Origin of the sequence: Microcystis sp. BLCC-F210 (genome assembly GCF_042134685.1) — a bacterium.
GTDB classification, from domain to species: Bacteria; Cyanobacteriota; Cyanobacteriia; order Cyanobacteriales; family Microcystaceae; genus Microcystis; species Microcystis aeruginosa_D.
Window position 1 is genome coordinate 1,335,564 of record NZ_CP169647.1, and the last position, 21,330, is coordinate 1,356,893.

The 21,330-nt window shown below is 41.3% G+C and carries 22 protein-coding genes and 2 pseudogenes; 14 read left to right on the forward strand and 10 right to left on the reverse strand.

Going from position 1 to position 21,330, the window contains the following annotated elements; genetic code table 11:
- Positions 1 to 178: 178 nt before the first annotated feature.
- Both ACE3JL_RS06325 and ACE3JL_RS06330 read right to left on the reverse strand, forming a co-directional pair.
- The gene (locus ACE3JL_RS06325) at positions 179 to 403 is read right to left on the reverse strand and encodes a type II toxin-antitoxin system HicB family antitoxin (protein ID WP_002770935.1); all 225 of its coding nucleotides are present in this window, start codon (positions 401 to 403) and stop codon (positions 179 to 181) included.
- Between the two features lie 45 nt (positions 404 to 448).
- The gene (locus tag ACE3JL_RS06330; protein WP_271992804.1) at positions 449 to 697 is read right to left on the reverse strand and encodes a DUF433 domain-containing protein; all 249 of its coding nucleotides are present in this window, start codon (positions 695 to 697) and stop codon (positions 449 to 451) included.
- A gap of 458 nt (positions 698 to 1,155) precedes the next feature.
- Between ACE3JL_RS06330 and ACE3JL_RS06335 the strand changes: the two genes are divergently transcribed.
- A complete protein-coding gene (locus ACE3JL_RS06335) occupies positions 1,156 to 1,779 on the forward strand; it encodes a DUF3782 domain-containing protein (RefSeq protein ID WP_375329089.1) in 624 nt (207 codons plus the stop codon).
- A 182-nt stretch (positions 1,780 to 1,961) separates the two neighbouring features.
- Positions 1,962 to 2,564, forward strand: a complete 603-nt coding sequence (locus ACE3JL_RS06340) for a DUF3782 domain-containing protein (RefSeq protein ID WP_375329090.1) — start codon at positions 1,962 to 1,964, stop codon at positions 2,562 to 2,564.
- A gap of 33 nt (positions 2,565 to 2,597) precedes the next feature.
- Here the strand turns inward: ACE3JL_RS06340 and ACE3JL_RS06345 are convergent, their stop codons facing one another.
- From ACE3JL_RS06345 to ACE3JL_RS06355, 3 genes are read right to left on the reverse strand one after another with little or no spacing between them, the layout of a single operon-like run.
- On the reverse strand, positions 2,598 to 2,783 hold the full coding sequence (locus ACE3JL_RS06345) for a type II toxin-antitoxin system HicA family toxin (RefSeq protein ID WP_002762193.1): 186 nt from the start codon (positions 2,781 to 2,783) through the stop codon (positions 2,598 to 2,600).
- On the reverse strand, positions 2,780 to 3,004 hold the full coding sequence (locus tag ACE3JL_RS06350; RefSeq protein WP_002734968.1) for a type II toxin-antitoxin system HicB family antitoxin: 225 nt from the start codon (positions 3,002 to 3,004) through the stop codon (positions 2,780 to 2,782). Before ACE3JL_RS06350 ends, ACE3JL_RS06345 begins: the two co-directional genes overlap by 4 nt.
- Positions 3,005 to 3,049: 45 nt before the next feature.
- Positions 3,050 to 3,298, reverse strand: a complete 249-nt coding sequence (locus ACE3JL_RS06355) for a DUF433 domain-containing protein (RefSeq protein WP_375329091.1) — start codon at positions 3,296 to 3,298, stop codon at positions 3,050 to 3,052.
- 281 nt (positions 3,299 to 3,579) lie between these two features.
- Here ACE3JL_RS06355 and ACE3JL_RS06360 point away from each other — a divergent pair, with 281 nt between their 5' ends.
- The 5 genes from ACE3JL_RS06360 (at position 3,580) to ACE3JL_RS06380 (ending at position 7,140) form a co-directional block, all read left to right on the forward strand.
- Positions 3,580 to 3,768, forward strand: coding sequence for a hypothetical protein (locus tag ACE3JL_RS06360; protein WP_002762197.1), 189 nt, complete (start codon positions 3,580 to 3,582; stop codon positions 3,766 to 3,768).
- A complete protein-coding gene (locus tag ACE3JL_RS06365; protein WP_312675179.1) occupies positions 3,765 to 4,004 on the forward strand; it encodes a type II toxin-antitoxin system RelE/ParE family toxin in 240 nt (79 codons plus the stop codon). Before ACE3JL_RS06360 ends, ACE3JL_RS06365 begins: the two co-directional genes overlap by 4 nt.
- Before the next feature lie 219 nt (positions 4,005 to 4,223).
- Positions 4,224 to 5,717: a hypothetical protein gene (locus ACE3JL_RS06370; protein WP_375329092.1), complete on the forward strand. Its 1,494-nt coding sequence runs from the start codon at positions 4,224 to 4,226 to the stop codon at positions 5,715 to 5,717.
- Positions 5,718 to 5,722: 5 nt separating this feature from the next.
- Entirely contained in the window at positions 5,723 to 6,181 is a 459-nt protein-coding gene (locus tag ACE3JL_RS06375) for a hypothetical protein (RefSeq protein WP_052276597.1), read from the forward strand.
- 230 nt (positions 6,182 to 6,411) lie between these two features.
- Positions 6,412 to 7,140 (forward strand): trans-aconitate 2-methyltransferase, encoded by a 729-nt coding sequence (locus ACE3JL_RS06380; protein WP_185237259.1) that lies wholly within the window; start codon positions 6,412 to 6,414, stop codon positions 7,138 to 7,140.
- A 27-nt stretch (positions 7,141 to 7,167) separates the two neighbouring features.
- On the opposite strand, the gene ACE3JL_RS06385 is transcribed toward ACE3JL_RS06380, so the two are convergent.
- From ACE3JL_RS06385 to ACE3JL_RS06395, 3 genes are all read right to left on the reverse strand, one after another.
- A complete protein-coding gene (locus ACE3JL_RS06385) occupies positions 7,168 to 10,029 on the reverse strand; it encodes a CHAT domain-containing protein (protein ID WP_375329093.1) in 2,862 nt (953 codons plus the stop codon).
- A complete protein-coding gene (locus tag ACE3JL_RS06390) occupies positions 10,026 to 10,346 on the reverse strand; it encodes a hypothetical protein (RefSeq protein ID WP_375329094.1) in 321 nt (106 codons plus the stop codon). The genes ACE3JL_RS06385 and ACE3JL_RS06390 overlap by 4 nt, the downstream gene beginning before the upstream one ends.
- A 226-nt stretch (positions 10,347 to 10,572) precedes the next feature.
- A complete protein-coding gene (locus ACE3JL_RS06395) occupies positions 10,573 to 10,803 on the reverse strand; it encodes a type II toxin-antitoxin system CcdA family antitoxin (RefSeq protein ID WP_002732463.1) in 231 nt (76 codons plus the stop codon).
- 333 nt (positions 10,804 to 11,136) lie between these two features.
- Between ACE3JL_RS06395 and lepA the strand changes: the two genes are divergently transcribed.
- From lepA to ACE3JL_RS06420, 5 genes are all read left to right on the forward strand, one after another.
- Positions 11,137 to 12,948, forward strand: coding sequence for a translation elongation factor 4 (lepA, locus tag ACE3JL_RS06400; RefSeq protein WP_002744314.1), 1,812 nt, complete (start codon positions 11,137 to 11,139; stop codon positions 12,946 to 12,948).
- Between the two features lie 55 nt (positions 12,949 to 13,003).
- Positions 13,004 to 14,182, forward strand: a complete 1,179-nt coding sequence (locus ACE3JL_RS06405) for an AAA family ATPase (protein WP_375329095.1) — start codon at positions 13,004 to 13,006, stop codon at positions 14,180 to 14,182.
- 386 nt (positions 14,183 to 14,568) lie between these two features.
- Positions 14,569 to 16,383, forward strand: coding sequence for an ABC transporter ATP-binding protein (locus tag ACE3JL_RS06410; RefSeq protein ID WP_375329096.1), 1,815 nt, complete (start codon positions 14,569 to 14,571; stop codon positions 16,381 to 16,383).
- A 57-nt stretch (positions 16,384 to 16,440) separates the two neighbouring features.
- Positions 16,441 to 16,761, forward strand: a complete 321-nt coding sequence (locus ACE3JL_RS06415; protein WP_190357192.1) for a DUF4164 family protein — start codon at positions 16,441 to 16,443, stop codon at positions 16,759 to 16,761.
- Positions 16,762 to 16,895: 134 nt separating this feature from the next.
- Positions 16,896 to 17,183 (forward strand): DUF4164 domain-containing protein, encoded by a 288-nt coding sequence (locus ACE3JL_RS06420; protein ID WP_375329097.1) that lies wholly within the window; start codon positions 16,896 to 16,898, stop codon positions 17,181 to 17,183.
- Between the two features lie 203 nt (positions 17,184 to 17,386).
- Here ACE3JL_RS06420 and ACE3JL_RS06425 read toward each other — a convergent pair.
- Positions 17,387 to 17,527: pseudogene (locus ACE3JL_RS06425) on the reverse strand (CHAT domain protein); the annotation flags it as partial.
- Positions 17,528 to 17,585: 58 nt separating this feature from the next.
- On the opposite strand from ACE3JL_RS06425, the gene ACE3JL_RS06430 reads away from it, so the two are divergent.
- Entirely contained in the window at positions 17,586 to 18,695 is a 1,110-nt protein-coding gene (locus ACE3JL_RS06430; RefSeq protein WP_271988272.1) for an S-(hydroxymethyl)glutathione dehydrogenase/class III alcohol dehydrogenase, read from the forward strand.
- Positions 18,696 to 19,306: 611 nt separating this feature from the next.
- Positions 19,307 to 21,205, forward strand: a complete 1,899-nt coding sequence (gene mrdA, locus ACE3JL_RS06435; protein ID WP_375329098.1) for a penicillin-binding protein 2 — start codon at positions 19,307 to 19,309, stop codon at positions 21,203 to 21,205.
- On the opposite strand, the pseudogene ACE3JL_RS06440 reads toward mrdA, so the two are convergent.
- Positions 21,202 to 21,312: pseudogene (locus ACE3JL_RS06440) on the reverse strand (radical SAM protein); the annotation flags it as partial. The gene mrdA and the pseudogene ACE3JL_RS06440 overlap by 4 nt on opposite strands.
- Positions 21,313 to 21,330 lie beyond the last annotated feature (18 nt).

Here is a 21,330-nt window from a genome sequence, read left to right on the forward strand (position 1 = left end):
CAAAGCTAAGATTAACAATTCGCAACTTCTCGATACACAGCCCTAAGTAATAATAAATTTTGTCACAAAATCTAGCTTTTTTGGGTAAGCTGTTGACTATCTAGGGTCTGCTGATTGCCGCCTTCTCTTAAGAATTCACAGCCATAAGTTTCTAAATGACGAATTAAGTTTATGCGTTTCATGCAGCCCAGAAAGTAACAGACTCTCGAATCACTTCTTGTCCTTGCAGTTGCTCTTCAGCTAACATACGATTAGCTTCTAAAACTAGCTCAATTGCTTCTTCTAAATTGCTTCTAGTTTCTTCTAGAGTCTCTCCTTGAGTATTAGCTCCTGGCAATTCTTCGACAAAACCAATATAGCCTTCGGGAACTTTCTGGAATATTTTTGTTAGTTTTAGTTGCATGATTTACCTCAGAATTTTAAATTATATAACCCACTATCATTAAAGTTAGCGGTGCGTTACGACTGCTGAAGTGAAGCTAACGATATAATCGGATACAGCCCAAGCTGCATAATTAAGAGCCTGACGAATATCTTCCTGCTCCAACTCTGGATAAGTCTCTAAGACTTCCTGAATAGATAACTGACTAGCCAACAGTTTCAGCACAAATCCTACAGTGATACCCATTCCTCGAATCGTTGGCTGTCCAAGACATATTTGTGGATTAACAGTAATATGGTCTAGCTCTCTAATCACTGTGGAACTCCTGAGATAAACTCCTCCTGTATTGTTGTGAAGATTACCAAAAAGGGCAAGAAAAAACCACAAAGGCACAAAGAACACAAAGTTTTTTGTTAATTGGCTAATTATAGCTTGATTGCTAACCCAATACCTTGATGGTATAAGTGTTCGACTCAATCCCAGGAACTAAAACCGCAATCGCCCTTAATCCCTTTCCCCCAAAATCTAAACTGCGATCGCAGTTTTAATTGATAGTTGATAATGAATAGTTGATAATTATCCATTGTCAATTGCCTATTATCCATTGACCGCGATCGCCTTTTGACCTTTGACCCCTTCTCCTTGAACTGCGATCGCTGATTAGTTGATAGTCAATAATTAATTGAAAAAACACGGATGAGAAGCTAGGGACATTTCTTCTCCGCCAATTCGCTAGAATGGGACTAGACTTCTCAATCTTGAAGAATCTTCTTATGTCAGACGCTGTAACGATCGCCGATATTTACAAGTTATTTGAAAGAACTGAAGCCCAATTTGCCGAGTTTCAAAAGGAAGCCGATCGCCGCAGTGCCGAAGCCGATCGCCGCAGTGCCGAAGCTGATCGCCGCAGAGAGGAAGCTAATCGCACGATGGAAGAATTAAAAAAACAGGTACAAGAAACGACCAAAGCTGTTAATAACCTCACAACACGCTGGGGTAGATTCGTTGAAGAAATGGTAGAGCCTGCGGTTGTGCGTTTATTTCAGGAACGGGGCATTGATGTCACCCAAACGATGAGTCGCTTGAAAAGTAAGCGTCCTGGGGCGGCAATGGAGATTGATATTGTGGCGGTGAATGGGAGCGAGTTGGTGGCTGTGGAATGTAAATCTCGACTGTCGAGGGATGATGTAGATGATTTTGTCAGCCGATTACAGCGATTTAAGGTGGCTTTCCCCCAATTTCGAGAGTTTCGGGTTTACGGAGCGGTGGCGGGTATTGAAATTGACGAGGGGATAGATGTCTATGCCTATCGGCGCGGTTTGTTTGTGATTAAGCAGTCGGGGGAAACGGTTAAAATTATCAATGATGCTCAGTTTCAACCTTTGGGTTTTGCTTAAGCTGTTTAATCTCTTTTTTAAGAAGATGTAATTCTGCGATCGCCCTTTTAATTAATAATCAATAGCTGATTAGTTGATAGTCAATAATTAATTGAAAAAACACGGATGAGAAGCTAGGGACATTTCTTCTCCGCCAAGTCGCTAGAATGGGACTAGACTTCTCAATCTTGAAGAATCTTCTTATGTCAGACGCTGTAACGATCGCCGATATTTACAAGTTATTTGAAAGAACTGAAGCCCAATTTGCCGAGTTTCAAAAGGAAGCCGATCGCCGCAATGCCGAAGCTGATCGCCGCAGAGAGGAAGCTAATCGCACGATGGAAGAATTAAAAAAACAGGTACAAGAAACGACCAAAGCTGTTAATAACCTCACAACACGCTGGGGTAGATTCGTTGAAGAAATGGTAGAGCCTGCGGTTGTGCGTTTATTTCAGGAACGGGGCATTGATGTCACCCAAACGATGAGTCGCTTGAAAAGTAAGCGTCCTGGGGCGGCAATGGAGATTGATATTGTGGCGGTGAATGGGAGCGAGTTGGTGGCTGTGGAATGTAAATCTCGACTGTCGAGGGATGATGTAGATGATTTTGTCAGCCGATTACAGCGATTTAAGGTGGCTTTCCCCCAATTTCGAGAGTTTCGGGTTTATGGGGCAGTGGCAGCAATTGAAATTGATCAGGGGATAGATGTCTATGCCTATCGGCGCGGTTTGTTTGTGATTAAGCAGTCGGGGGAAACGGTTAAAATTATCAATGATGCTCAGTTTCAACCTTTGGGTTTTGCTTAAGCTGTTTAATCAGCAGCTTAACAGGAGTCGCACTCATGGTTCTGGTATTTGTAAATCTCGACAAATTTTTCGCGTCAAGAATTCATTGATTTCACGATGGCGCGGAATGGCTGAAGATTTCTGATTGACACGATTTACATAAATCGTATGATTGCCGCCTTCTCTTAAGAATTCACAGCCATAATTTTCTAAATGACGAATTAAGTTTATACGTTTCATGCAGCCCAGAAAGTAACAGACTCTCGAATCACTTCTTGTCCTTGCAGTTGCTCTTCAGCTAATATACGATTAGCTTCTAAAACTAGCTCAATTGCTTCTTCTAAATTACTTCTAGTTTCTTCTAGAGTCTCTCCTTGAGTATTAGCTCCTGGCAATTCTTCGACAAAACCAATATAGCCTTCGGGAACTTTCTGGAATATTTTTGTTAGTTTTAGTTGCATGATTTACCTCAGAATTTTAAATTATATCACCCACCATCATTAAAGTTAGCGGTGCGTTACGGCTGCTGAAGTGAAGCTAACGATATAATCGGATACAGCCCAAGCTGCATAATTAAGAGCCTGACGAATATCTTCCTCCTCCAACTCTGGATAAACCTCTAAGATTTCCTGAATAGATAACTGACTAGCCAACAGTTTCAAAACAAATCCTACAGTGATACGCATTCCTCGAATCGTTGGCTGTCCAAGACATATTTGTGGATTAACAGTAATACGGTCTAGCTCTCTAATCACCGTGGAACTCCTGAGATAAACTCCTCCTGTATTGTTACATACAGCAATGAATGTTGAGCAAGTTTCTGCGCTGCTGCGTGTGAATTAAGCGGCGACGAGAGTAAATATACAGCATTTATCCACCAACTAACACCAATCACGGGTTGAGGTTTCGTTGAGGACATCGAGAGGGAAAAGCCTTTTTGGATATTCTGAGCGTTAGCGGTGGTTTTAGAATACACCATCTCTAGGAGCCTATCTTGCTATAATGTAAACTGTCAGGAGTCATTTTGGAAACCATCATGGAAATAAAAAACATTAAACAAAAAGCCAGAAATTTAATCGATAAATTGCCGGATAATTCTACATGGGATGATTTGATGTATGAGATTTATGTGAGACAGGCAATTGAAGCAGGATTAGCCGATAGTGAGGCGGAAAAGGTTATTTCTGTGGCAGAAGTACGCACTAAGTTCAAGCTAGAGCCATGAAAGTTTTCTGGACAGAAACCGCCGTTAATCATTTATCATCCATCTACAACTACATATCACAAAACTCCCCTCAATATGCTCAAAGACTGGTGGAAAGATTGACCAGACGCTCAGAACAGATTGCTAATTTTCCCTTTTCGGGTCGTCTTGTTCCGGAGTTTGAAACTGAGCAGATCCGAGAAGTATTGAGTTCCAGGGCATTGATCGGCTTAACTATACCAAGGGCATCAGGGTAACGGTGATGAGTGATCGGCACAAAGATGGCAGACCGAAGACACTACAATTGACAAACCTGTAAATCCATGTTACAATTAATAATTGATAGATAAAACTATCATTAGCATGATTGTTCTTAATTAACCATAATACTTTTTTTATTCTCATCAGCCTCGACATTTCAGTTTGAGTGTGATGGGAATCTTGAGTAAATTGACTAAATTTCAAGGAGCAACTAAATGCCTGAGAGTTTACAAGGTGAGAAATGTGACGATACTGCAACTAAGGCTAATCAATTTTTAAATACTAGAAACGACCTTATAAGTTATCAAACAAAAAGATTAGACAATCTTTCTGATTTTGAACAACTTGAGCAAGCCTTAATGAATTTTACAAGCAATAAGAAAGATACGGTAAAATATATTCTAAAAAAAGTTTGTGAAGAAGCTAAGTGTCAAGTTGCAGCGATTTTTTTAATCTCTAAGGATGATGTACTAGAGCGTTTTGCCATTCAAGGCAAAGACGTTAATGGTGAGCCAATAGATGATACATGGCTACAAGAAGAGAGGTATGCGAAAGGGGAGAGTTTCACTGGCAGCGCTGCCAATCCATCTGATGGATCATATGGGAAGGTTACTGGAGAGCTTTTCCAGTATGAAAATTTGAAGTATAGACAGGAATATTCTGATAAGCTAGGCAAATTAATCTCTGCCATTGCCTTACCTTTGAATGGACGAAACAAAACCTATGGAGTATTGAGAATTATAAACAAAGTTGACGATCAGGGCAATATTGACGATCTGGCCAGCTTTGATCCCTGTACAGTAGCTTTCTTAGCAGGAGTCGCCTCTGCTAAACTATCTAATATTCACAGGGATTCTGAGATTAATATACTCAATTACTTGACATACCTTGCAGATATTATCCCAGTTGATTCCTTTGACAAGTATCAAGAAAGGATGTATGACGAAATTTTCAAATACTTAGTCGGCAACGAGACTCCATATAAAGTTGCCATTCTTTACAGAAAAAAATTGTCTTCTGAAGCAATGGAAGTTTTACGATTTTCTGAAGTATCTGGAGTAAGTAATTCATGTCGAGTTTATCTTGAAGAGGTTGGAAAGGAGTTTGCAGAAAAAATCTCTTCAAATACTTGTCAATTTATTGAAGGAGTACATGAGGAGAAAAACAATAATCGGTTTATTCAAACTGATTTAAAACATTTTGAAGATTCAAAACTTGAAGCCTTTGGCGTTTTCCCACTTTTCTTTGAGGGAAAATTCATCGGAGCTATTGCTCTATTTTTTGGATATAAGTTCAAGCTATTCGATAATAATCTTAGCTTTTTACAAAGTTTTTCTTCTTTACTTGCCATATTAGTTAACAAGCAAACTCGGGCAGAGAGACTAAGGGAGTTTGAAAGTCTTGCTGAAGATTGGATTAATGAAACAAGTCATTTATCCTCAACCCATGAGGCGATTATACATCCTAACTATCAGAGAATTATTGGAATGGGGCAAGATGTTATACCATTTTTGCTCAAAAATCTTAAAGAGCCAAAAAGCCTTCCTAGCCGTTGGTTTTGGGCATTAAAAGCTATTTCTGGTGAAGATCCGGTTCCTAAAGACAGCCGGGGTAAGTCTAAGGAGATGATCGATGCTTGGTTGCACTGGGGTATCCGAAAGGGATATATTAAAGGGGATATATTAATGAACACTAAATCATCTATTTAAAAAGTATGTGTATTGTAATCATTAACGGTGATAGTCATATAACCAGTCGGAGAACTCCTTATTACAATTCCTTTGCTTGGGCAGTAAATGATCAAGAGCGTTGGTGGTTTCCCGATCGATTTGAGACTGAATATTGGCCAGCTGGAATACCAAGGGAGAACACTCTAAGTGCCTTCATAGATGCCTATAGGACCGAGCATTTTGAAGTTTGCCCAATTGGTGATCCTAATTTAGAGTTTAGTCCTAACGGTTTTTTTGTTGAAAAAATCGCTATTTATACTATTAATGGTAGTCCCTCTCACGCCTGTCGGCAATTAAACACTGGAAGATGGACGAGTAAAATAGGAGTTCGTGAAGATGTACGACATGAATTTGTGGAACATTTTATTGTAGAAATTGAAGGGATACCTGATATTCTTAATCTTGGAAACCGCAGCATTATTATGAGGAGAATACATCATTAATAGTAGGCTAGAGTCTAGCTTTGCTTTCAAATAAGATATGTATCTTAAGTTTGCTTGTGGAAGTTCTGCAATTGTAAAGATATGCTATAATTGGAGTGAGTCAAAGTACCAAAGTTAAGCGTTTAGAGGAAGTAGCGAATTGCCATCAAAAGCTAAATATTATGTTCGGCAAGTCTTTCAGCAAAATTAAGTCTCTGACTATGTACACCAAAATAGCTAAGTTATAATTTATGGAAAATAATCAACTTATAGAAAGAAGGTTTGACGGCAAGATAGGTGATGATTATAGTCTCTGGCAATCTGCTCGTCCTCATCTTAAAAAGTTAAGACAAGAGTTAGTCAAACTACTAATTAACTATCAAAACTCTTGCCCAAAGGAATCGCTGATCCTAGAAATTGGGTGTGGCGATGGAGAATTAACTGAGATGATCCTATCTGAAGCAAAAAATATTAAGATAATCGCTATCGATAACGAACCTTCGATGATTCAAAAAATCCGCTCAAGGCTTTCACATTACCTATCTCAAGAGACTCTTGTTGTTATTCAGGATGATGTTTTAAACTTTTTGCAAAGTTATCCTTTGAATAACTTTAATTTTATTGTTTCTGGATTCACTTTTCACAATATGTTGGCACTCTATCGTTTTCAAGTATTTCAACTATTATATAGTCGGCTTCTCATTGGAGGTAAGTTATTAGACGCTGATAAAATCGCGCAAAGAGGTGAACAGCATAACCGTGATATAAAGTGGCAATATGATAAATTCTTTGAAGTCCTTGTATCTGCTGAAAGGTTCGATCTCCTGAAAGAGGTTATGTTGCACTATACTACGGATGAACAACCTAATAGAATACGCTATGAAGATGAAACAATCTCTGAACTTTCAGAAATTGGATTTCAAGAAGTTACCTTATACTTACGTCAATATATGGATGCACTGATTATAGCCTCTAAATAGAATTTTACCCGATTGTTAGCACCTAAGTTAAATATTTTGGGATTCAAGTCTTGAAGCTAACGTAGAAATTCTCCTCGCTCCATAAACAATTCCCCCACCCCCACCTTGGTAAAAGTGATGGTATATAAGAATTGGAAATGTAAAGTCGCTCAAGTCTGCTGTGGCAGGATATTCTATATTTTCAAGCTCCAACCATATACCTCCTTGTCGCCAACCTATGCAATCGCCAAAACTACCCCATACTTCCCGATTATATTCTTCTGTCCCCCCAAGGTCACGGTAAATTTTCGCCTGTCTCTTAATACCAAATTTCCCTTCGCTGTATTTCACCCAGAGACGGTCAATTTCATTGATTACATCTAGGGATACCTGACTAAAAAGGTCATAAAAGTCATTATAATTTTCTATGACCATCCACTGATACATAATAAAAGCGGTTTCGTAGTCGGCTTTTTTCCAATCCTTTTGCCCTAGGTACTCCTCTAACTTTTGATAGATTTGCCCTTGGCTTGCTACAAGATACTCCCTTCGTTTTCTCAGTTCTTTTTCATAAGCTTGATCGGCTGCTGGTTTCTCTTGCACTTCGATCATCTTATGGAATTGTTCTCGGTAGCGATCTGGATTTTCCTCGGCCGCAAAAGCGAGGCGGAATATCTCCCCCCATCTTTCCTCATTGTTGTTCTCTTTATTTCCCCATAGTTCGGTTAAAGCCTTGGCTGCTGTTGCCGCTAAAGCAGAAAGCTTACTTGCATCTTTGGGAAGCTCGATATGGGGGTTAATGTGTTTGATGTGGGAGGCGCGGTAGAGGGTTTCTCTGTGCTCATTGCGGATTACCTCAATCAAGCCTTTATCCTGTCCCTGTTGTAATTTTTTCTGATAGTTGGGAACAGATTGACAAACCGCTTCTAAAGCAGCCAAAGGGACAGGAATTTCATAGATTAGGCAATTACTGACCACTTTTTCAAGAGCTTCATCCGTCAAGAGTTGAGGTTTTTCCTCTAACCGCCAGACTATCTTATCGCGCCAAGTAACATCAGATTCATTCTCAAATGACTGCAATTTAGCATCTATATCCCCTGAACTTAAAACCTCATTGTTGAGCCATTCCAACAGACGGGGGTTGCCATCAGCAAGGTTTAAAGCTCTTTCTATATAGTTTTTATCGATCTTACCCGAACTAAAATGCTCTAACCGCCGCAGTTTCTTTTCTAAATCTGACTCTTTGTATTTGAAAGAGGGTAAAGACTCCAGATGATAAAATTCCTCTAATAGAGGGGAATTGAAGGTATAGCGCGAGGTAATAATCAGGCGATGATAGTAATTGGTTTCCTGTATCGCCCAAACGAGAGCTTGTAATAGGGGAGCGACTCCTGCTTTAAGGATATAGTCATCGCTGGATGAAGGGCATTCCAAGTTCCACTCGAAATCATCAAGAATAAGCAGAAGAGGCTGGTTCAACTGACCAAAAACATCCCTTAAGCGATAGTCTAGATCCTCATTAGAATCCAGAAGGATTTGACGTTGTGGACGGTCTAATTTTTTAGCTAGGGTATTAACCAAGCTAGTTTGATCAATTTGTTGATGCCAGACAAGCTTAGTATAGTCTGGAAGGCGATCGCACAGACGAGCAGCGAGGGTACTTTTCCCGTTACCACCAAAACCTTGCAGGAAAACCCCAGCTTTATGAATTGCTTTAGAATTATCAAAGGGTTTTTTCAGCACTTGTAAGCAATCCTGAAGATCGCGGCGGCGACCGATAAAAGTTTCCCTTGTGGCTACCCGCAAATATTTCGTTTCTGGGTCTACAAATTGGTCAACAACGGATACGGTAGGTAAAGGTTTTTTCTGTCCTCTCCTTACCAAAGCTTCTGGGATACTTCCCCGGACATAGAGGCGTAAACAATGCCAATCCCTCGCCTGATTTCCCAATAATTTCTGATAGGCAAAAGCTAACGACTCGCTTAAAGTAAAGCCTTGGGAAAGCTTTTCATAGAGGATGGCCGCCGTGTCAGCAGCTTCGTTATCCCTGACGGGTTGACCCCACCCCAAAACAGCTGTAGCCCCATTTTCTAATAACTTCTCGGCCATCGAAAGGATCTCATCACCATCGGAGTAGCCTGTCCGACACCCTGATAAAAACAACAGCTTGGGTAAATTAAACTGTAATTCTCTGGCAATATCTTCGGCGCTGGTATCTTGCCTATCTCCGTATTCCGTCTCGGTAATAAAATAGGGTTTCTGATCCTTGATGGTGGCGTGTCCGCTCAAGTGGATAACATCGAAATATCCTCTATCTTTACTGGCTATCAATTCGCCTAATTCTTTAATACATCCGCTCTCTTCAACGGTTAAAGATAGGGGTTTTCCTCTAGTTGCTTTGAGGATCTTCCCTTCTTCTGCCTCAAAATCTAGTATAGGCTTTACACCCTTAGCAGAACTTGCCATGAAAACTACATTTAAGGCTCGATCCTGCGGGTTGTTGTCCACAGTTAACAGCCTTTTATCAACCGTTTTCATCCACCGCAGGGGAATGATTGCGGGAAGCTTAGACACCAGAAAACCCTGACCATCGTGTAATAATTCCCAGGGTAGATGGACTAATCCTTTGCTGGTGCTGATAGCTAGAACTATTTTCTCTCCCCGGTGGCTATCTAATTCGTTCTGGAGGATGCGCTCCGTACCATCTAACCATCGGTACAAACCTTTTCCTGTTTTGGCGTGGTCTTCCGGTAAACGGGTATAGTAATCGGTGTCAGCCTTTTTACTTAGGTTGTCTATTTCACTCAAGGATCTTGTGTAGAAATCAATCTGGTTGGGGTTGTCCCAGAAAAATCGGAACTCAACGCTGTTGCTATCCATCTCCTTAAGGTCAATATGCAGTATCTTCATGATTTTTCTTGTTCCAAGAGTTTTTGTAGTTGCTCTAGGGTAGCATCTTTGAGCAGCAGGCGATCGCCGTTTTTGCTCACAATTAACACTCGTTCGATTTTCGGGGTTTCAGGAGAGTCAATTTTTTGCTTTAACTGGTACAATTTCTCAGCGATGGCGATTGTTCCGCTAATAATGCCGATGATGGTGGCAATGGTGGCAAGGGTTCCCTCTCTCTCCACTTCGGAGATAACTTCGTAGCTGCCTTGCACCCCTTCCATATCTAGGATGTCCTGAGCAACTTTGATAGCATCGAGGCCTTCAATTTCTATCTGCATCAGTTTTGTTCCTCCTGTCAGTACCCAAGCAAAATGATACTAAATCCAGTTATTAAAGACTGATTATTTATTCCCCCTTTTGCCTGTCCTGATATGTAGCCTATACTCAACGAATTTAGTATGACTAGCTTAGTTGGGGAAAAAATCTCAATTACCGTCAATGGTTGACCTAAGAAAATATTTCAGTCTCTCCGTCGGGAAATAACCTATTAGAGACTGAAAAATCTTAGTCATTCCATTCCCCTTTGGGTGGTACGGGGGGATTGCGTCGAAGATGACGGGTTAAGTCCTCATCCGGTTGTTTCTCTCCTCTTAGCCACTGTTTAATCGCTGTTTCGATAATGCGACTAGGATCGTTAGTCAGGTGTTTAATCTGGTCTAAAACTTCCGAGTCAAGGTGAATAGCGATTTCAACTTTCTCCGCCGTGCGCTGAGTCGGTGTAGCATTGTCGTTCATAAGCTCTATTAATGATTGCTATCTATCATTCTACCCGTCAGTCGAGGATTCTCATCCAAGAGTTTATCTATAGTAATCCGATTTGGACAAATCATAGAGCTTTTCCTTAGCCATTGCCCTTTCCCTGATTTTGTCACCATAATCAAGCCTACCATAGTTTCCTGTGGATGCCGAGAGGGAAAGCCAAGGCCAAAACCCTGACTATACTTGCAGTTTAGCTTTTTTTACCTTTTACTTTTCGCTTTTGCTCCAGCCTTAGAGACTTTACCTCTACAATGAATTAAGGAATCTAAAATTTTATAAACCCCTGACTTTTGCCAACAGTGAACCACGATGACTGACGTTCCCGTTTCTCGCATTCGCAATTTTTCCATCATCGCTCATATCGATCATGGTAAATCAACTCTCGCCGATCGCCTCCTGCAAATTACAGGAACCGTAGCCCAACGGGAGATGAAAGAACAATTTCTCGATAATATGGACTTGGAACGGGAACGAGGTATCACCATCAAGTTACAGGCGGCACGCATGGATTATACCGCTAAGGATGGTCAAAAATACGTTCTTAATCTGATTGATACCCCCGGCCATGTGGATTTTTCCTACGAGGTTTCTCGGTCTCTAGCGGCGTGCGAGGGAGCTTTATTAGTTGTGGATGCGTCCCAAGGAGTAGAAGCGCAAACTTTAGCCAATGTTTACCTAGCACTGGAAAATAACCTCGAAATTATCCCAGTTTTAAATAAAATCGACCTACCCAGTGCCGAACCGGAACGAGTCGCGGCGGAAATCGAGGAAGTGGTGGGTTTAGACTGTAGTGAGGCGATTCGGGCCTCGGCTAAGGCTGGGATCGGTATTAATGATATTCTAGAGTCGATCGTCCAATTAGTTCCCCCTCCCCAAGATACCCTCGAAGAACCCTTCCGAGCTTTAATTTTTGATAGTTATTACGACGCTTATCGAGGGGTAATTGTCTATTTCCGCGTTATGGATGGTCGGGTGAAAAAGGGCGATAAAATTCGTTTTATGGCTTCCGGTAAAGAATTTGTGATCGATGAATTGGGAATTTTATCACCGCAACAGGTACAGGTAAATGAACTTCACGCGGGAGAAGTGGGTTATCTGGCAGCCGCGATTAAAACTGTTGCCGATGCCCGGGTGGGTGATACGATTACTCTAACCGCTAAACCAGCACAAGAGCCTTTACCCGGTTATACAGAAGCAAAACCGATGGTTTTCTGCGGATTATTCCCCACCGATGCTGATCAGTATGCCGATCTCAAAGATGCCCTGGAAAAGTTAAAATTAAACGATGCAGCTCTATCCTACGAACCGGAAACTTCTAGCGCCATGGGTTTTGGTTTCCGTTGCGGTTTCTTGGGATTGCTACACATGGAAATCGTCCAGGAAAGACTAGAAAGGGAATATAACTTAGATTTAATTACCACTGCTCCCTCGGTAGTTTATCGGGTTACTACCACCGATGGGGAAATTGTCGAAGTGGATAATCCTAGTTTGTTACCTTCCCCACAAAAACGGGAAAAAATTGAGGAACCTTATATCCAAGTGGAAATGATTACTCCGGAAACCTATGTAGGTGCTTTGATGGAATTATGTCAAAGTCGTCGGGGAGTTTTCAAGGATATGCGTTATTTTACTAAAACTCGCACCGCTTTGATTTATGAGTTACCTTTAGCAGAAGTGGTGACGGACTTTTTTGATCAATTAAAATCTCGATCGCGCGGTTATGCTAGTATGGAATATCAATTAATTGGCTATCGGGAAAATGAGCTAGTTAAATTAGATATTATGGTCAATGGTGATCCCGTTGATGCTTTAGCGATGATCGTTCACCGGGATAAAGCTTATTATGTTGGTCGCGCTTTAACTGAAAAGTTAAAAGAATTGATTCCCCGGCATCAATTTAAGGTTCCCATTCAAGCAGCTATTGGTTCTAAAATCATCGCTAGTGAACATATTCCCGCTTTAAGAAAGGATGTCTTAGCTAAGTGTTATGGTGGTGATATTAGCCGCAAGAAAAAGCTGTTAGACAAGCAAGCAAAAGGGAAGAAACGGATGAAAGCGATCGGAACTGTTGATGTCCCGCAAGAGGCATTTATGGCAGTCCTAAAACTCGATCCTCAGTAAAATCTTGGGGTGAGTCAATCCTCACCCTTTTTAGTTTTAGCAGTGGGGAATTATTATGAAACTTTTGAGATTATCCTATCAAGATTTATCCTCTGGATTAAGTATATATTCTTGCAAATTTTTTCCAGATTTGAATTTATTAGTCGGTATCTCAGGTGCCGGAAAAACCTCGATTTTAAAGGCTATTAGTAATTTAAAAAGAATCACTAACGGTGCATCGGTAAATGGGGTGAAATGGGATGTAGAATTTTTAACTAATGATCATGTTCGTTATCATTGGTTGGGTGAATTTGAGGTTAGAAAAGCTCGTTCTCTCATCAAGATTGAAGAAGACGAAGTCAATAGTAATGACAGCGAAAATAAGGTTAGTATAATTAGTGAAACTCTTTTAAAAGATCAAGAGGTTTTGATCGAAAGAAAGCAAGAGGTAATTGAGTTTAAACATTCAAAGACACCAAAACTACCATCTTATTTAAGCTGTATAGAGCTTTTCAATCAAGAAGAAGATGTTTTCCCTGTTCGACAGGAATTTAACAAAATGATTTTCAATCCACTTAAGTTTAATATCTCATATTCAGCAGTTGATAAAATCTTGGAAAACGACGAATATGCCAAATATAACTCTCTCTCTGAATTACAATCGAGTCAACTTCCTATTTCCGACAAACTACTGATCACTTATAAAAAATATCCCGATACGTTCGAGATAATAAAGAGAAAGTTTTTAGATATTTTCCCTCAAGTTGAAGATTTAAAAATAGAATCTTTAGAGCCATCCGAACTAGGTGATTTGCTTGTTTCATTAACTAGAATTGGTTTACTTGAAGACTTACCTCGCATACAAATAAAAGAAAAAAACTCTCATGTCTGGATTGTAGAACCAAATATCTCCTCTGGAATGATAAAAAGCCTGATGTTCTTAGCAACGATCGAATTATCTCCTGATGGCAGCGTTATATTAATCGATGAATTTGAAAATAGTTTGGGGGTTAACTGTTTGGACACTTTAACAGAAGATTTATTAGTTAATTATCGAGATTTACAGTTTATTATTACCAGTCATCATCCCTATATAATTAATAATATCAGTCCTGCCTATTGGAAAATAGTCACTCGTAAAGGAGGAGTAATTAAGGTAAACAATGCGGCTGATTTTCATATTTCTAAAACTCGACAAAAAGCCTTTATTGATCTTATCAATGTCTTAGAAGAATTTCCCCAAGGAATTAGTTAATCGATGAATATTTATTTTTTATTTGAAGGAAGAAGTACCGAAAAAAAGCTTTATACTGCAGCGTATCGATAAAACTGAACACTTAAAAACCTTTCAGAAATTTATTAATTTTTGTGATAATATTCGCCAAAATTTCCGATAAATTGATCTGTGGTGCTTCTGACGAGGATGAAATATAAGCTGATTTGGCATCGTCTCCTGACTAATAGCTGATCGAGAATACAAGACTATAACAAGGCTTTTGTCCTAGAAATTTCTAGTTCGGCAGATTTTTGTAGTATTGTAGTATAATGGTAACTCCAGAAAAACAACCCTAAAAGTGCCGTCAGTCTCTTCAGTTAGCAGTTACCAGATAGAAGTTAAAAATTGGCAATTTACTTGATGTTATGGCTTCCTTAAGGGATATTCTCAGTTACTATCACAATTATCAAAAAGCCGCCTTTTTGAGCATTGCTGCCTCCAGTGTCTTTGAAATTATCGATCTGATGGTTCCCTATGCTGTCGGACAGATTCTTAATGTTCTTTCTGATCAACCTTTAGATGGATTCGTGCAATCTTTAGTTAATCGCACGATGATTTTAACTCCCTTTGCCTCAGAAAAGTGGGTTAGTTTGGCGGTATTATTAGGCTTAATTTTCCTAACCACGGTAATTAAAGCACCAATTCAGCCTTGGGTGGGTGTCTGGTTTCACTGGGAAATATCCTTAAGAGCGCGACGAGATCATCTCGGAAAAATTATTGCCAAAATTCTCACCTTACCCCTATCTTTTTACGATGAAAATAATCCGGGACGCATCGCTAACCGGATCGCCAAAGGTATAGAAAATCATACTTGGACTTATCCTGAAATAGCGGGAATGATGATCCCAAAACTGTTTAGAGTTTTCGGTATCTTTATTGTTATTTGGATAATTCAATGGCAAATCGCCCTCGCTTTTGTCATTTCTTTTGTATTAATTGTAGTTTTTATTGTCAGAGATTTAAAAGATTTAATGCAAAAAGAAAGAACTCTTGATCGGCACATCGAAAATACTCAAAGTCGCAATTCTGAGATTATTACTAATATCAAAACTGTCAAGGCTTTTGCCACAGAAGGACAGGAATTATATCGTCAAAAACAACGTTTAGAGAGAGAATTTACCTACGTTATCCATCGCATTCATAAGGGTTATGTGGACTTAATTACTTGGGAAAAAACCCTCGTCCAAGCTAGTTTATTTGGAGTATTTTTCTTTACTCTCCTAGCTACCGTTCAACAGAAAATCTCGATCGGGCATTTTATCACCACCTATACCCTCGCTAGTATGGCTTATGCGGAATTAGATCCCCTATCTCAAATGGCAGAAACTTTCGCTCGTCGCTATGCTTCTATGGCACGTCTAAACAAATTTATTAACTTGCCTAGTGGAACTGATGCTGGTAGTCTTTTAGCCGATCATGCTCAACATAATCCCTATCATTTTACCGGGAAAGTAGAATTAAGTAATCTTAGCTTTGGCTATAGTCCAGAAAGAACGATTATTAAGGATATTAATCTGCTGATTGAACCCTATCAAACCGTGGCATTAGTGGGAAGATCTGGTTCAGGAAAATCCACTTTAGTTAAGTTACTTTTCCGCTATTTTGAACCAAGTCAAGGGCGAATTCTGATAGATGGCGAGGATATTAGTCGCTTGGATGTGACCTGGTATCGGCGACGGTTAGCGATTGTCCATCAAGAAGTAGATGTGTTTAATGGTACGGTGTTAGAAAATCTCACCTACGGTAATCCTAATATTAGCTTCGAGAAGGTAGAAGAAGCCTGTAAAATTGCCCGTGTCGATGAATTTATTCAGGAATTACCTAATGGTTATTCCACTATTGTAGGGGAAAGGGGCGTGCGTCTTTCGGGGGGACAAAGACAGCGTTTAGGAATTGCTAGGGCGTTAATTGTTGATCCAGATGTGTTAGTTTTTGATGAGGCCACTTCTAGCTTAGATTATGAGTCAGAAAGAGCCATTCAACTAGCCATGAAATCCATTTTAGGCACTCGCACCACGATTATTATCGCCCACCGTCTCAGTACCGTTCGAGAAGCTGATCAAATTGTCGTCTTAGATAATGGTCGCATTGTCGAGATCGGTAACCATGATCAATTATTAAATCAGCAGGGAATCTATCAACGTCTCCACTCTTTACAAGAAAGTGCTGAATTGGTTTAGCCTTAAAATAGTCCCCGATAGCGGACAGAGAAAATATATCTAATGGGAGTTAATACCATGTCTAACGAAACCGTTACCTATTCCCTAGAAGCTGTTTTGACGAGAATTGAAGGGAAAATTGACAATCTCCAAAAAGATGTTGACCAAAAATTTGAAAGTCTCCAAAAAGATTTTAACCAAAAATTTGACAAAATCGACGAACGGTTAAATAAGCTAGAGGTAGGACAGGCAAAGTTAACCGAAAAGGTTGAGGGCATCGATAATCGCCTAAAATCAGTGGAAGGAACCCAAAAAAATCAGGTTTGGACATTAATTATTCTTTTGGCAAGTGCGATCGCTACAGCTGGTTGGAAAGTATTTTTTTCAGGTAATCCCTAGAATTAATCTCTGGCTATTAGTCACAGTTTCAAGTTTTGTTAACCCAGAAAAACGATCTTCTCAGAGAACTGGTTTAGTCTTAAAATAGTCCCCGATAGCGGACAGAGAAAATATATCTAATGGGAGTTGATACCATGTCTAACGAAACCGTTACCTATTCCCTAGAAGCTGTTTTGACGAGGATTGAAGGGAAAATTGACAATCTCCAAAAAGATTTTAACCAAAAATTTGACAAAATCGACGAACGGTTAAATAAACTAGAGGTAGGACAGGCAAAGTTAACCGAAAAGGTTGAGGGCATCGATAATCGCCTAAAATCAGTGGAAGGAACCCAAAAAAATCAGGTTTGGACATTAATTATTCTTTTGGCAAGTGCGATCGCTACAGCTGGTTGGAAAGTATTTTTTTCAGGTAATCCCTAGAATTAATCTCTGGCTATTAGTCACAGTTTCAAGTTTTGTTAACCCAGAAAAACGATCTTCTCAGAGAACTGGTTTAGTCTTAAAATAGTCCCCGATAGCGGACAGAGAAAATATATCCAATGGGAGTTGATACCATGTCTAACGAAACCGTTACCTATTCCCTAGAAGCTGTTTTGACGAGGATTGAAGGGAAAATTGACAACGTACCATTCTAGCTGCTTTTCTTCTTGGTTAGTAAAGGGGTCAGTAATCGTAATCGGGTAGCTGTTACCGTCATCAAAATTGAGACTAGCAGTAAAGCCACCATCGTTAATTTCTTCTTCGCGGATGGTGAGGACTAACATAGAGATAAGTTGAGAATTGTTCTATATTATACTGGAAAAAACCTATTGCTTTGAGCCTATGGATGTTCGAGCGGCAGTTGCCCTAAAAGCGGGAAAACCCCTAACTATTGAAACGGTACAATTAGCACCACCGCAAGCGGGGGAAGTGTTAGTAGAAATCAAAGCCACGGGAGTTTGTCACACCGATGCCTATACTCTCTCTGGGGCCGATCCTGAAGGCTTATTTCCCTCAATTTTAGGCCATGAAGGGGCTGGAATCGTGGTAGAAGTGGGAAAAGGTGTCACTAGCCTAAAAGTGGGTGATCCTGTGATTCCCCTATACATTCCCGAATGTCGTCAATGCGAATACTGTCTCAGCTTTAAAACCAATCTCTGTCAAGCAATTCGTCTTACCCAAGGTCGGGGAGTAATGCCGGATGGAACCAGTCGTTTTTCCCTCGATGGTCAGCCTCTTTATCACTACATGGGAACCTCGACTTTTGCTAACTATACCGTACTGCCAGAGATTTCTCTAGCTAAGATTCGCCCCGATGCTCCCTTTGAAAAAGTCTGTTATATCGGCTGCGGAGTCACTACAGGTATCGGTGCGGTGATTAATACCGCTAAAGTGGAACCGGGGGCAAAAGTGGTGGTTTTTGGTCTGGGAGGTATCGGTTTAAACGTTATTCAAGGGGCCCGCTTGGTGGGGGCCGATATGATTGTCGGGGTCGATATCAATCCCCAGAAACAAGCTTTAGCGACCAAATTCGGGATGACTCATTTTGTTAATCCCCAAGAAATCGAGGGGGATTTAGTGGCCTATCTGGTGGATTTAACTAAAGGTGGGGCCGATTATAGTTTTGAGTGTATCGGCAATGTCCAGATTATGCGTCAAGCTTTGGAATGTTGCCATAAAGGTTGGGGTGTTGCCACTATTATCGGTGTAGCCGGGGCCGGCCAAGAAATTAGTACCCGTCCTTTTCAATTAGTCACCGGACGGGTCTGGAAAGGTACGGCTTTTGGTGGGGCGAGAGGTCGTACAGATGTACCAAAAATAGTCGATTGGTACATGGACGGCAAGATTAATATTGATGATTTAATCACCCATGTTCTGCCTCTGGCAAGAATTAACGAGGCCTTTGACCTGATGCACCAAGGGGATTCTATCCGCAGTGTGATTACATTTTGAACAGGGATAATGTTACATATAGTTAAGAAACACTTGACAAACTCTTAACTATATGTATGCGCCAGTTTCCTCGCTCTCTTTAACTTACTATAGAAGCGATCAATCTTTGTGTCCTCTGTGTCTGGAGTGATTCCTTCCACTCCCAGTATTTACACTTATTTTGTTAAGATATATTGCAGATACCCTGAACTTTAGTAAACAGAGGAGCTAAATCACCTAGTATTGCGTCTTTTTCAGTGAACAGTAAACAGTAATCAGTAATCAGTGAAAAGACAGTGGCAGACTACTATTTAATACTGCTCACTTAGAACTCAAATCTGATACGGGACTTGCGCTTTGATAATGTACCTTTTGGGCGAACGCAGTTCGCCCCTACATTGTGGACAAAATCCGTTACTGTAGGGGCGCAAAGCTTGCGCCCTCCGATCGATCAGGTTTGCTGATCACCCTAAGTAGGGCGAGAGCCTTCGAGATGTTAGGGACTTGCGCTTTGATAATGTGCCATCTGGCTGGTCTAATTCTTCTACAGAGCGATTTTCTGGCTGGGATATTATTCCCACGCAAGTCCCTAACTGATGACTAATAACTTTTAAATTTTTAACTTTAAGCAAATGCGTAATAGCGGACTCCTATCAAAAACTAAAGTCAAACTGAAACGGAAAAAAACGCTCACCTCGCCGACGCGGCCAGCACCGAATAAATTACAGAATAAAATCAAAGATAAAGAGCGTCTAGTCGGTCGTCAGCGTCAGTCATGGCTAATTATGGGATTAATTAGCATTGTCCTGCTAGGAGGAGTTGGCTCACGATTGGCCTATTTACAACTGCAGCAAGGACAAATTAACCGAGAAAGGGCAGAAAATAACCGGATTCGCATTCTTCCCAAACCTCCAGTCCGGGGCAACTTATTTGATCGCAATGGCAAAGTTTTGGCCACGGCCCGCTTAACCCATGCGGCCTATATTTGGCCCAAATCCCAGCGTAATCCCGCCCAAAAACTCAATCTTGACCGTTTAGCCAGTATTTTAGCCATTCCCAGAAGCGACCTAGAAAAACGCATTAACGAAGCGGACGAAAACCCCTCCACCCTGATCCGCATCGCTAGGGGTTTAACTCCGGCCCAAATTATCGCCCTAGAGGAATACAAAGACGAATTAACCGGCATTGAAGTGGACGTGGAATCAGTGCGCTACTACCCCAATGGTAAAATCGGGGCGCATATTCTCGGTTATACTGGGGAACTAACCCCGGAGGAATATCAAGCCAAAAGACCCCAGGGCTACCGATTGGGAGATGTCGTCGGTAAAATGGGTGTAGAAGCCGCCTACGAGTCAAAATTGCGGGGAGAATGGGGGGGAATGCAGTTAGAGGTCAACGGATCGGGACAAGTAATCCAAATTCTCGGCCAAAAAATTGCTAAACCGGGCCAAGATGTCACCCTGACACTAGATTTAAAACTCCAAAAAGCCGCCGAGGCCGCTTTAGGAAAACGCAAAGGTGCGATCGTGGCGATCGATCCCCGGGATGGTTCCGTGCGGGCCATGGTCAGTTATCCTAGTTTCGATCCCAATGTTTTCTCGGCCCCAATTACCACCGCCACTTGGAAAAAACTACAAGCGGAGGGCAACCCGTTTGTTAACCGCGCTCTCCAAGGATTCCCCCCCGCTTCCACCTTTAAAGTCGTCACTGCCACTGCCGGCATGGAATCGGGGAAATTTCCCCCTAATACGGTCTTAAATACCTTTGCCGCCCTTTATGTGGGGGGGACAGCTTTTGGAGAATGGAATCACGCTGGTTTTGGTCCGATCGGTTTTGTCCGGGCCATGGCCATGAGTAGTAACACTTTTCATGGTCAAATTGGTCGCGGAGTGGGGGGACCTGCTTTAATTTCTATGGCCCGGCGCTACGGTTTCGGTCAGAAAACGGGGATAGAATTAGCGGAAGAAACCCCGGGGTTAATTGCCGATCGCGATTGGAAACTGCGTAATTTTAAAAACTGGGATTGGTCCGTAGGCGATACGATTAATATGTCGATCGGTCAAGGATTTACCCTGGCGACTCCCCTACAGGTAGCTGTGATGTTTGCTGTCCCCGCTAACGGCGGTTTTTTGGTGAAACCGCACCTTTTACAGGATGCCCGGGATGTTAAGGAATGGCGAAAGTCTTTGAACATGAAACCTAGCACCCTAGACACCCTGAGAAAGTCCCTGAGAGCCGTGGTAGCGGAAGGAACCGGTCGGGCTCTATCCGACCCCGCTTTACCACCTGTAGCGGGCAAAAGCGGCACAGCAGAAGCACCTCCGGGCAAGTCCCACGCTTGGTTTGGAGCTTTCGCCCCCTTCGACGTAGCTCAGGGTAAACCTTTTGATAAGCCCGAAATTGTTGTGGTCGCCTTTGTAGAACATTCCGGCGGTGGTGGTGGGAAAGTGGCCGCACCCATGGTACGTCAGGTAATGGAGGCTTATTTTAATGTCAAACCCAAAGAAGAAAAACCCCGGCCGAAGCCTTAGAGACTCGTGGCGGTAAGCTGCACACAGCGCACGGTAATTCCCGTGGCCTCGGCGATTTTTTCCGCCCAAATTGCCAATATTTCAGCGTTTACGGGTTTGGGAACTTGTATTCCGTTACATGAAAA

Bases quoted from the DNA above. Each gene is read 5' to 3' on its own strand.
- ACE3JL_RS06325 (WP_002770935.1), bottom strand. From the start codon at position 403: ATGCAACTAAAACTAACAAAAATATTCCAGAAAGTTCCCGAAGGCTAT.
- ACE3JL_RS06335 (WP_375329089.1), top strand. From the start codon at position 1,156: ATGTCAGACGCTGTAACGATCGCCGATATTTACAAGTTATTTGAAAGA.
- ACE3JL_RS06340 (WP_375329090.1), top strand. From the start codon at position 1,962: ATGTCAGACGCTGTAACGATCGCCGATATTTACAAGTTATTTGAAAGA.
- ACE3JL_RS06345 (WP_002762193.1), bottom strand. From the start codon at position 2,783: ATGAAACGTATAAACTTAATTCGTCATTTAGAAAATTATGGCTGTGAA.
- ACE3JL_RS06350 (WP_002734968.1), bottom strand. From the start codon at position 3,004: ATGCAACTAAAACTAACAAAAATATTCCAGAAAGTTCCCGAAGGCTAT.
- ACE3JL_RS06360 (WP_002762197.1), top strand. From the start codon at position 3,580: ATGGAAATAAAAAACATTAAACAAAAAGCCAGAAATTTAATCGATAAA.
- ACE3JL_RS06365 (WP_312675179.1), top strand. From the start codon at position 3,765: ATGAAAGTTTTCTGGACAGAAACCGCCGTTAATCATTTATCATCCATC.
- ACE3JL_RS06370 (WP_375329092.1), top strand. From the start codon at position 4,224: ATGCCTGAGAGTTTACAAGGTGAGAAATGTGACGATACTGCAACTAAG.
- ACE3JL_RS06375 (WP_052276597.1), top strand. From the start codon at position 5,723: ATGTGTATTGTAATCATTAACGGTGATAGTCATATAACCAGTCGGAGA.
- ACE3JL_RS06380 (WP_185237259.1), top strand. From the start codon at position 6,412: ATGGAAAATAATCAACTTATAGAAAGAAGGTTTGACGGCAAGATAGGT.
- ACE3JL_RS06385 (WP_375329093.1), bottom strand. From the start codon at position 10,029: ATGAAGATACTGCATATTGACCTTAAGGAGATGGATAGCAACAGCGTT.
- ACE3JL_RS06390 (WP_375329094.1), bottom strand. From the start codon at position 10,346: ATGCAGATAGAAATTGAAGGCCTCGATGCTATCAAAGTTGCTCAGGAC.
- ACE3JL_RS06395 (WP_002732463.1), bottom strand. From the start codon at position 10,803: ATGAACGACAATGCTACACCGACTCAGCGCACGGCGGAGAAAGTTGAA.
- lepA (WP_002744314.1), top strand. From the start codon at position 11,137: ATGACTGACGTTCCCGTTTCTCGCATTCGCAATTTTTCCATCATCGCT.
- ACE3JL_RS06405 (WP_375329095.1), top strand. From the start codon at position 13,004: ATGAAACTTTTGAGATTATCCTATCAAGATTTATCCTCTGGATTAAGT.
- ACE3JL_RS06410 (WP_375329096.1), top strand. From the start codon at position 14,569: ATGGCTTCCTTAAGGGATATTCTCAGTTACTATCACAATTATCAAAAA.
- ACE3JL_RS06415 (WP_190357192.1), top strand. From the start codon at position 16,441: ATGTCTAACGAAACCGTTACCTATTCCCTAGAAGCTGTTTTGACGAGA.
- ACE3JL_RS06420 (WP_375329097.1), top strand. From the start codon at position 16,896: ATGTCTAACGAAACCGTTACCTATTCCCTAGAAGCTGTTTTGACGAGG.
- ACE3JL_RS06430 (WP_271988272.1), top strand. From the start codon at position 17,586: ATGGATGTTCGAGCGGCAGTTGCCCTAAAAGCGGGAAAACCCCTAACT.
- mrdA (WP_375329098.1), top strand. From the start codon at position 19,307: ATGCGTAATAGCGGACTCCTATCAAAAACTAAAGTCAAACTGAAACGG.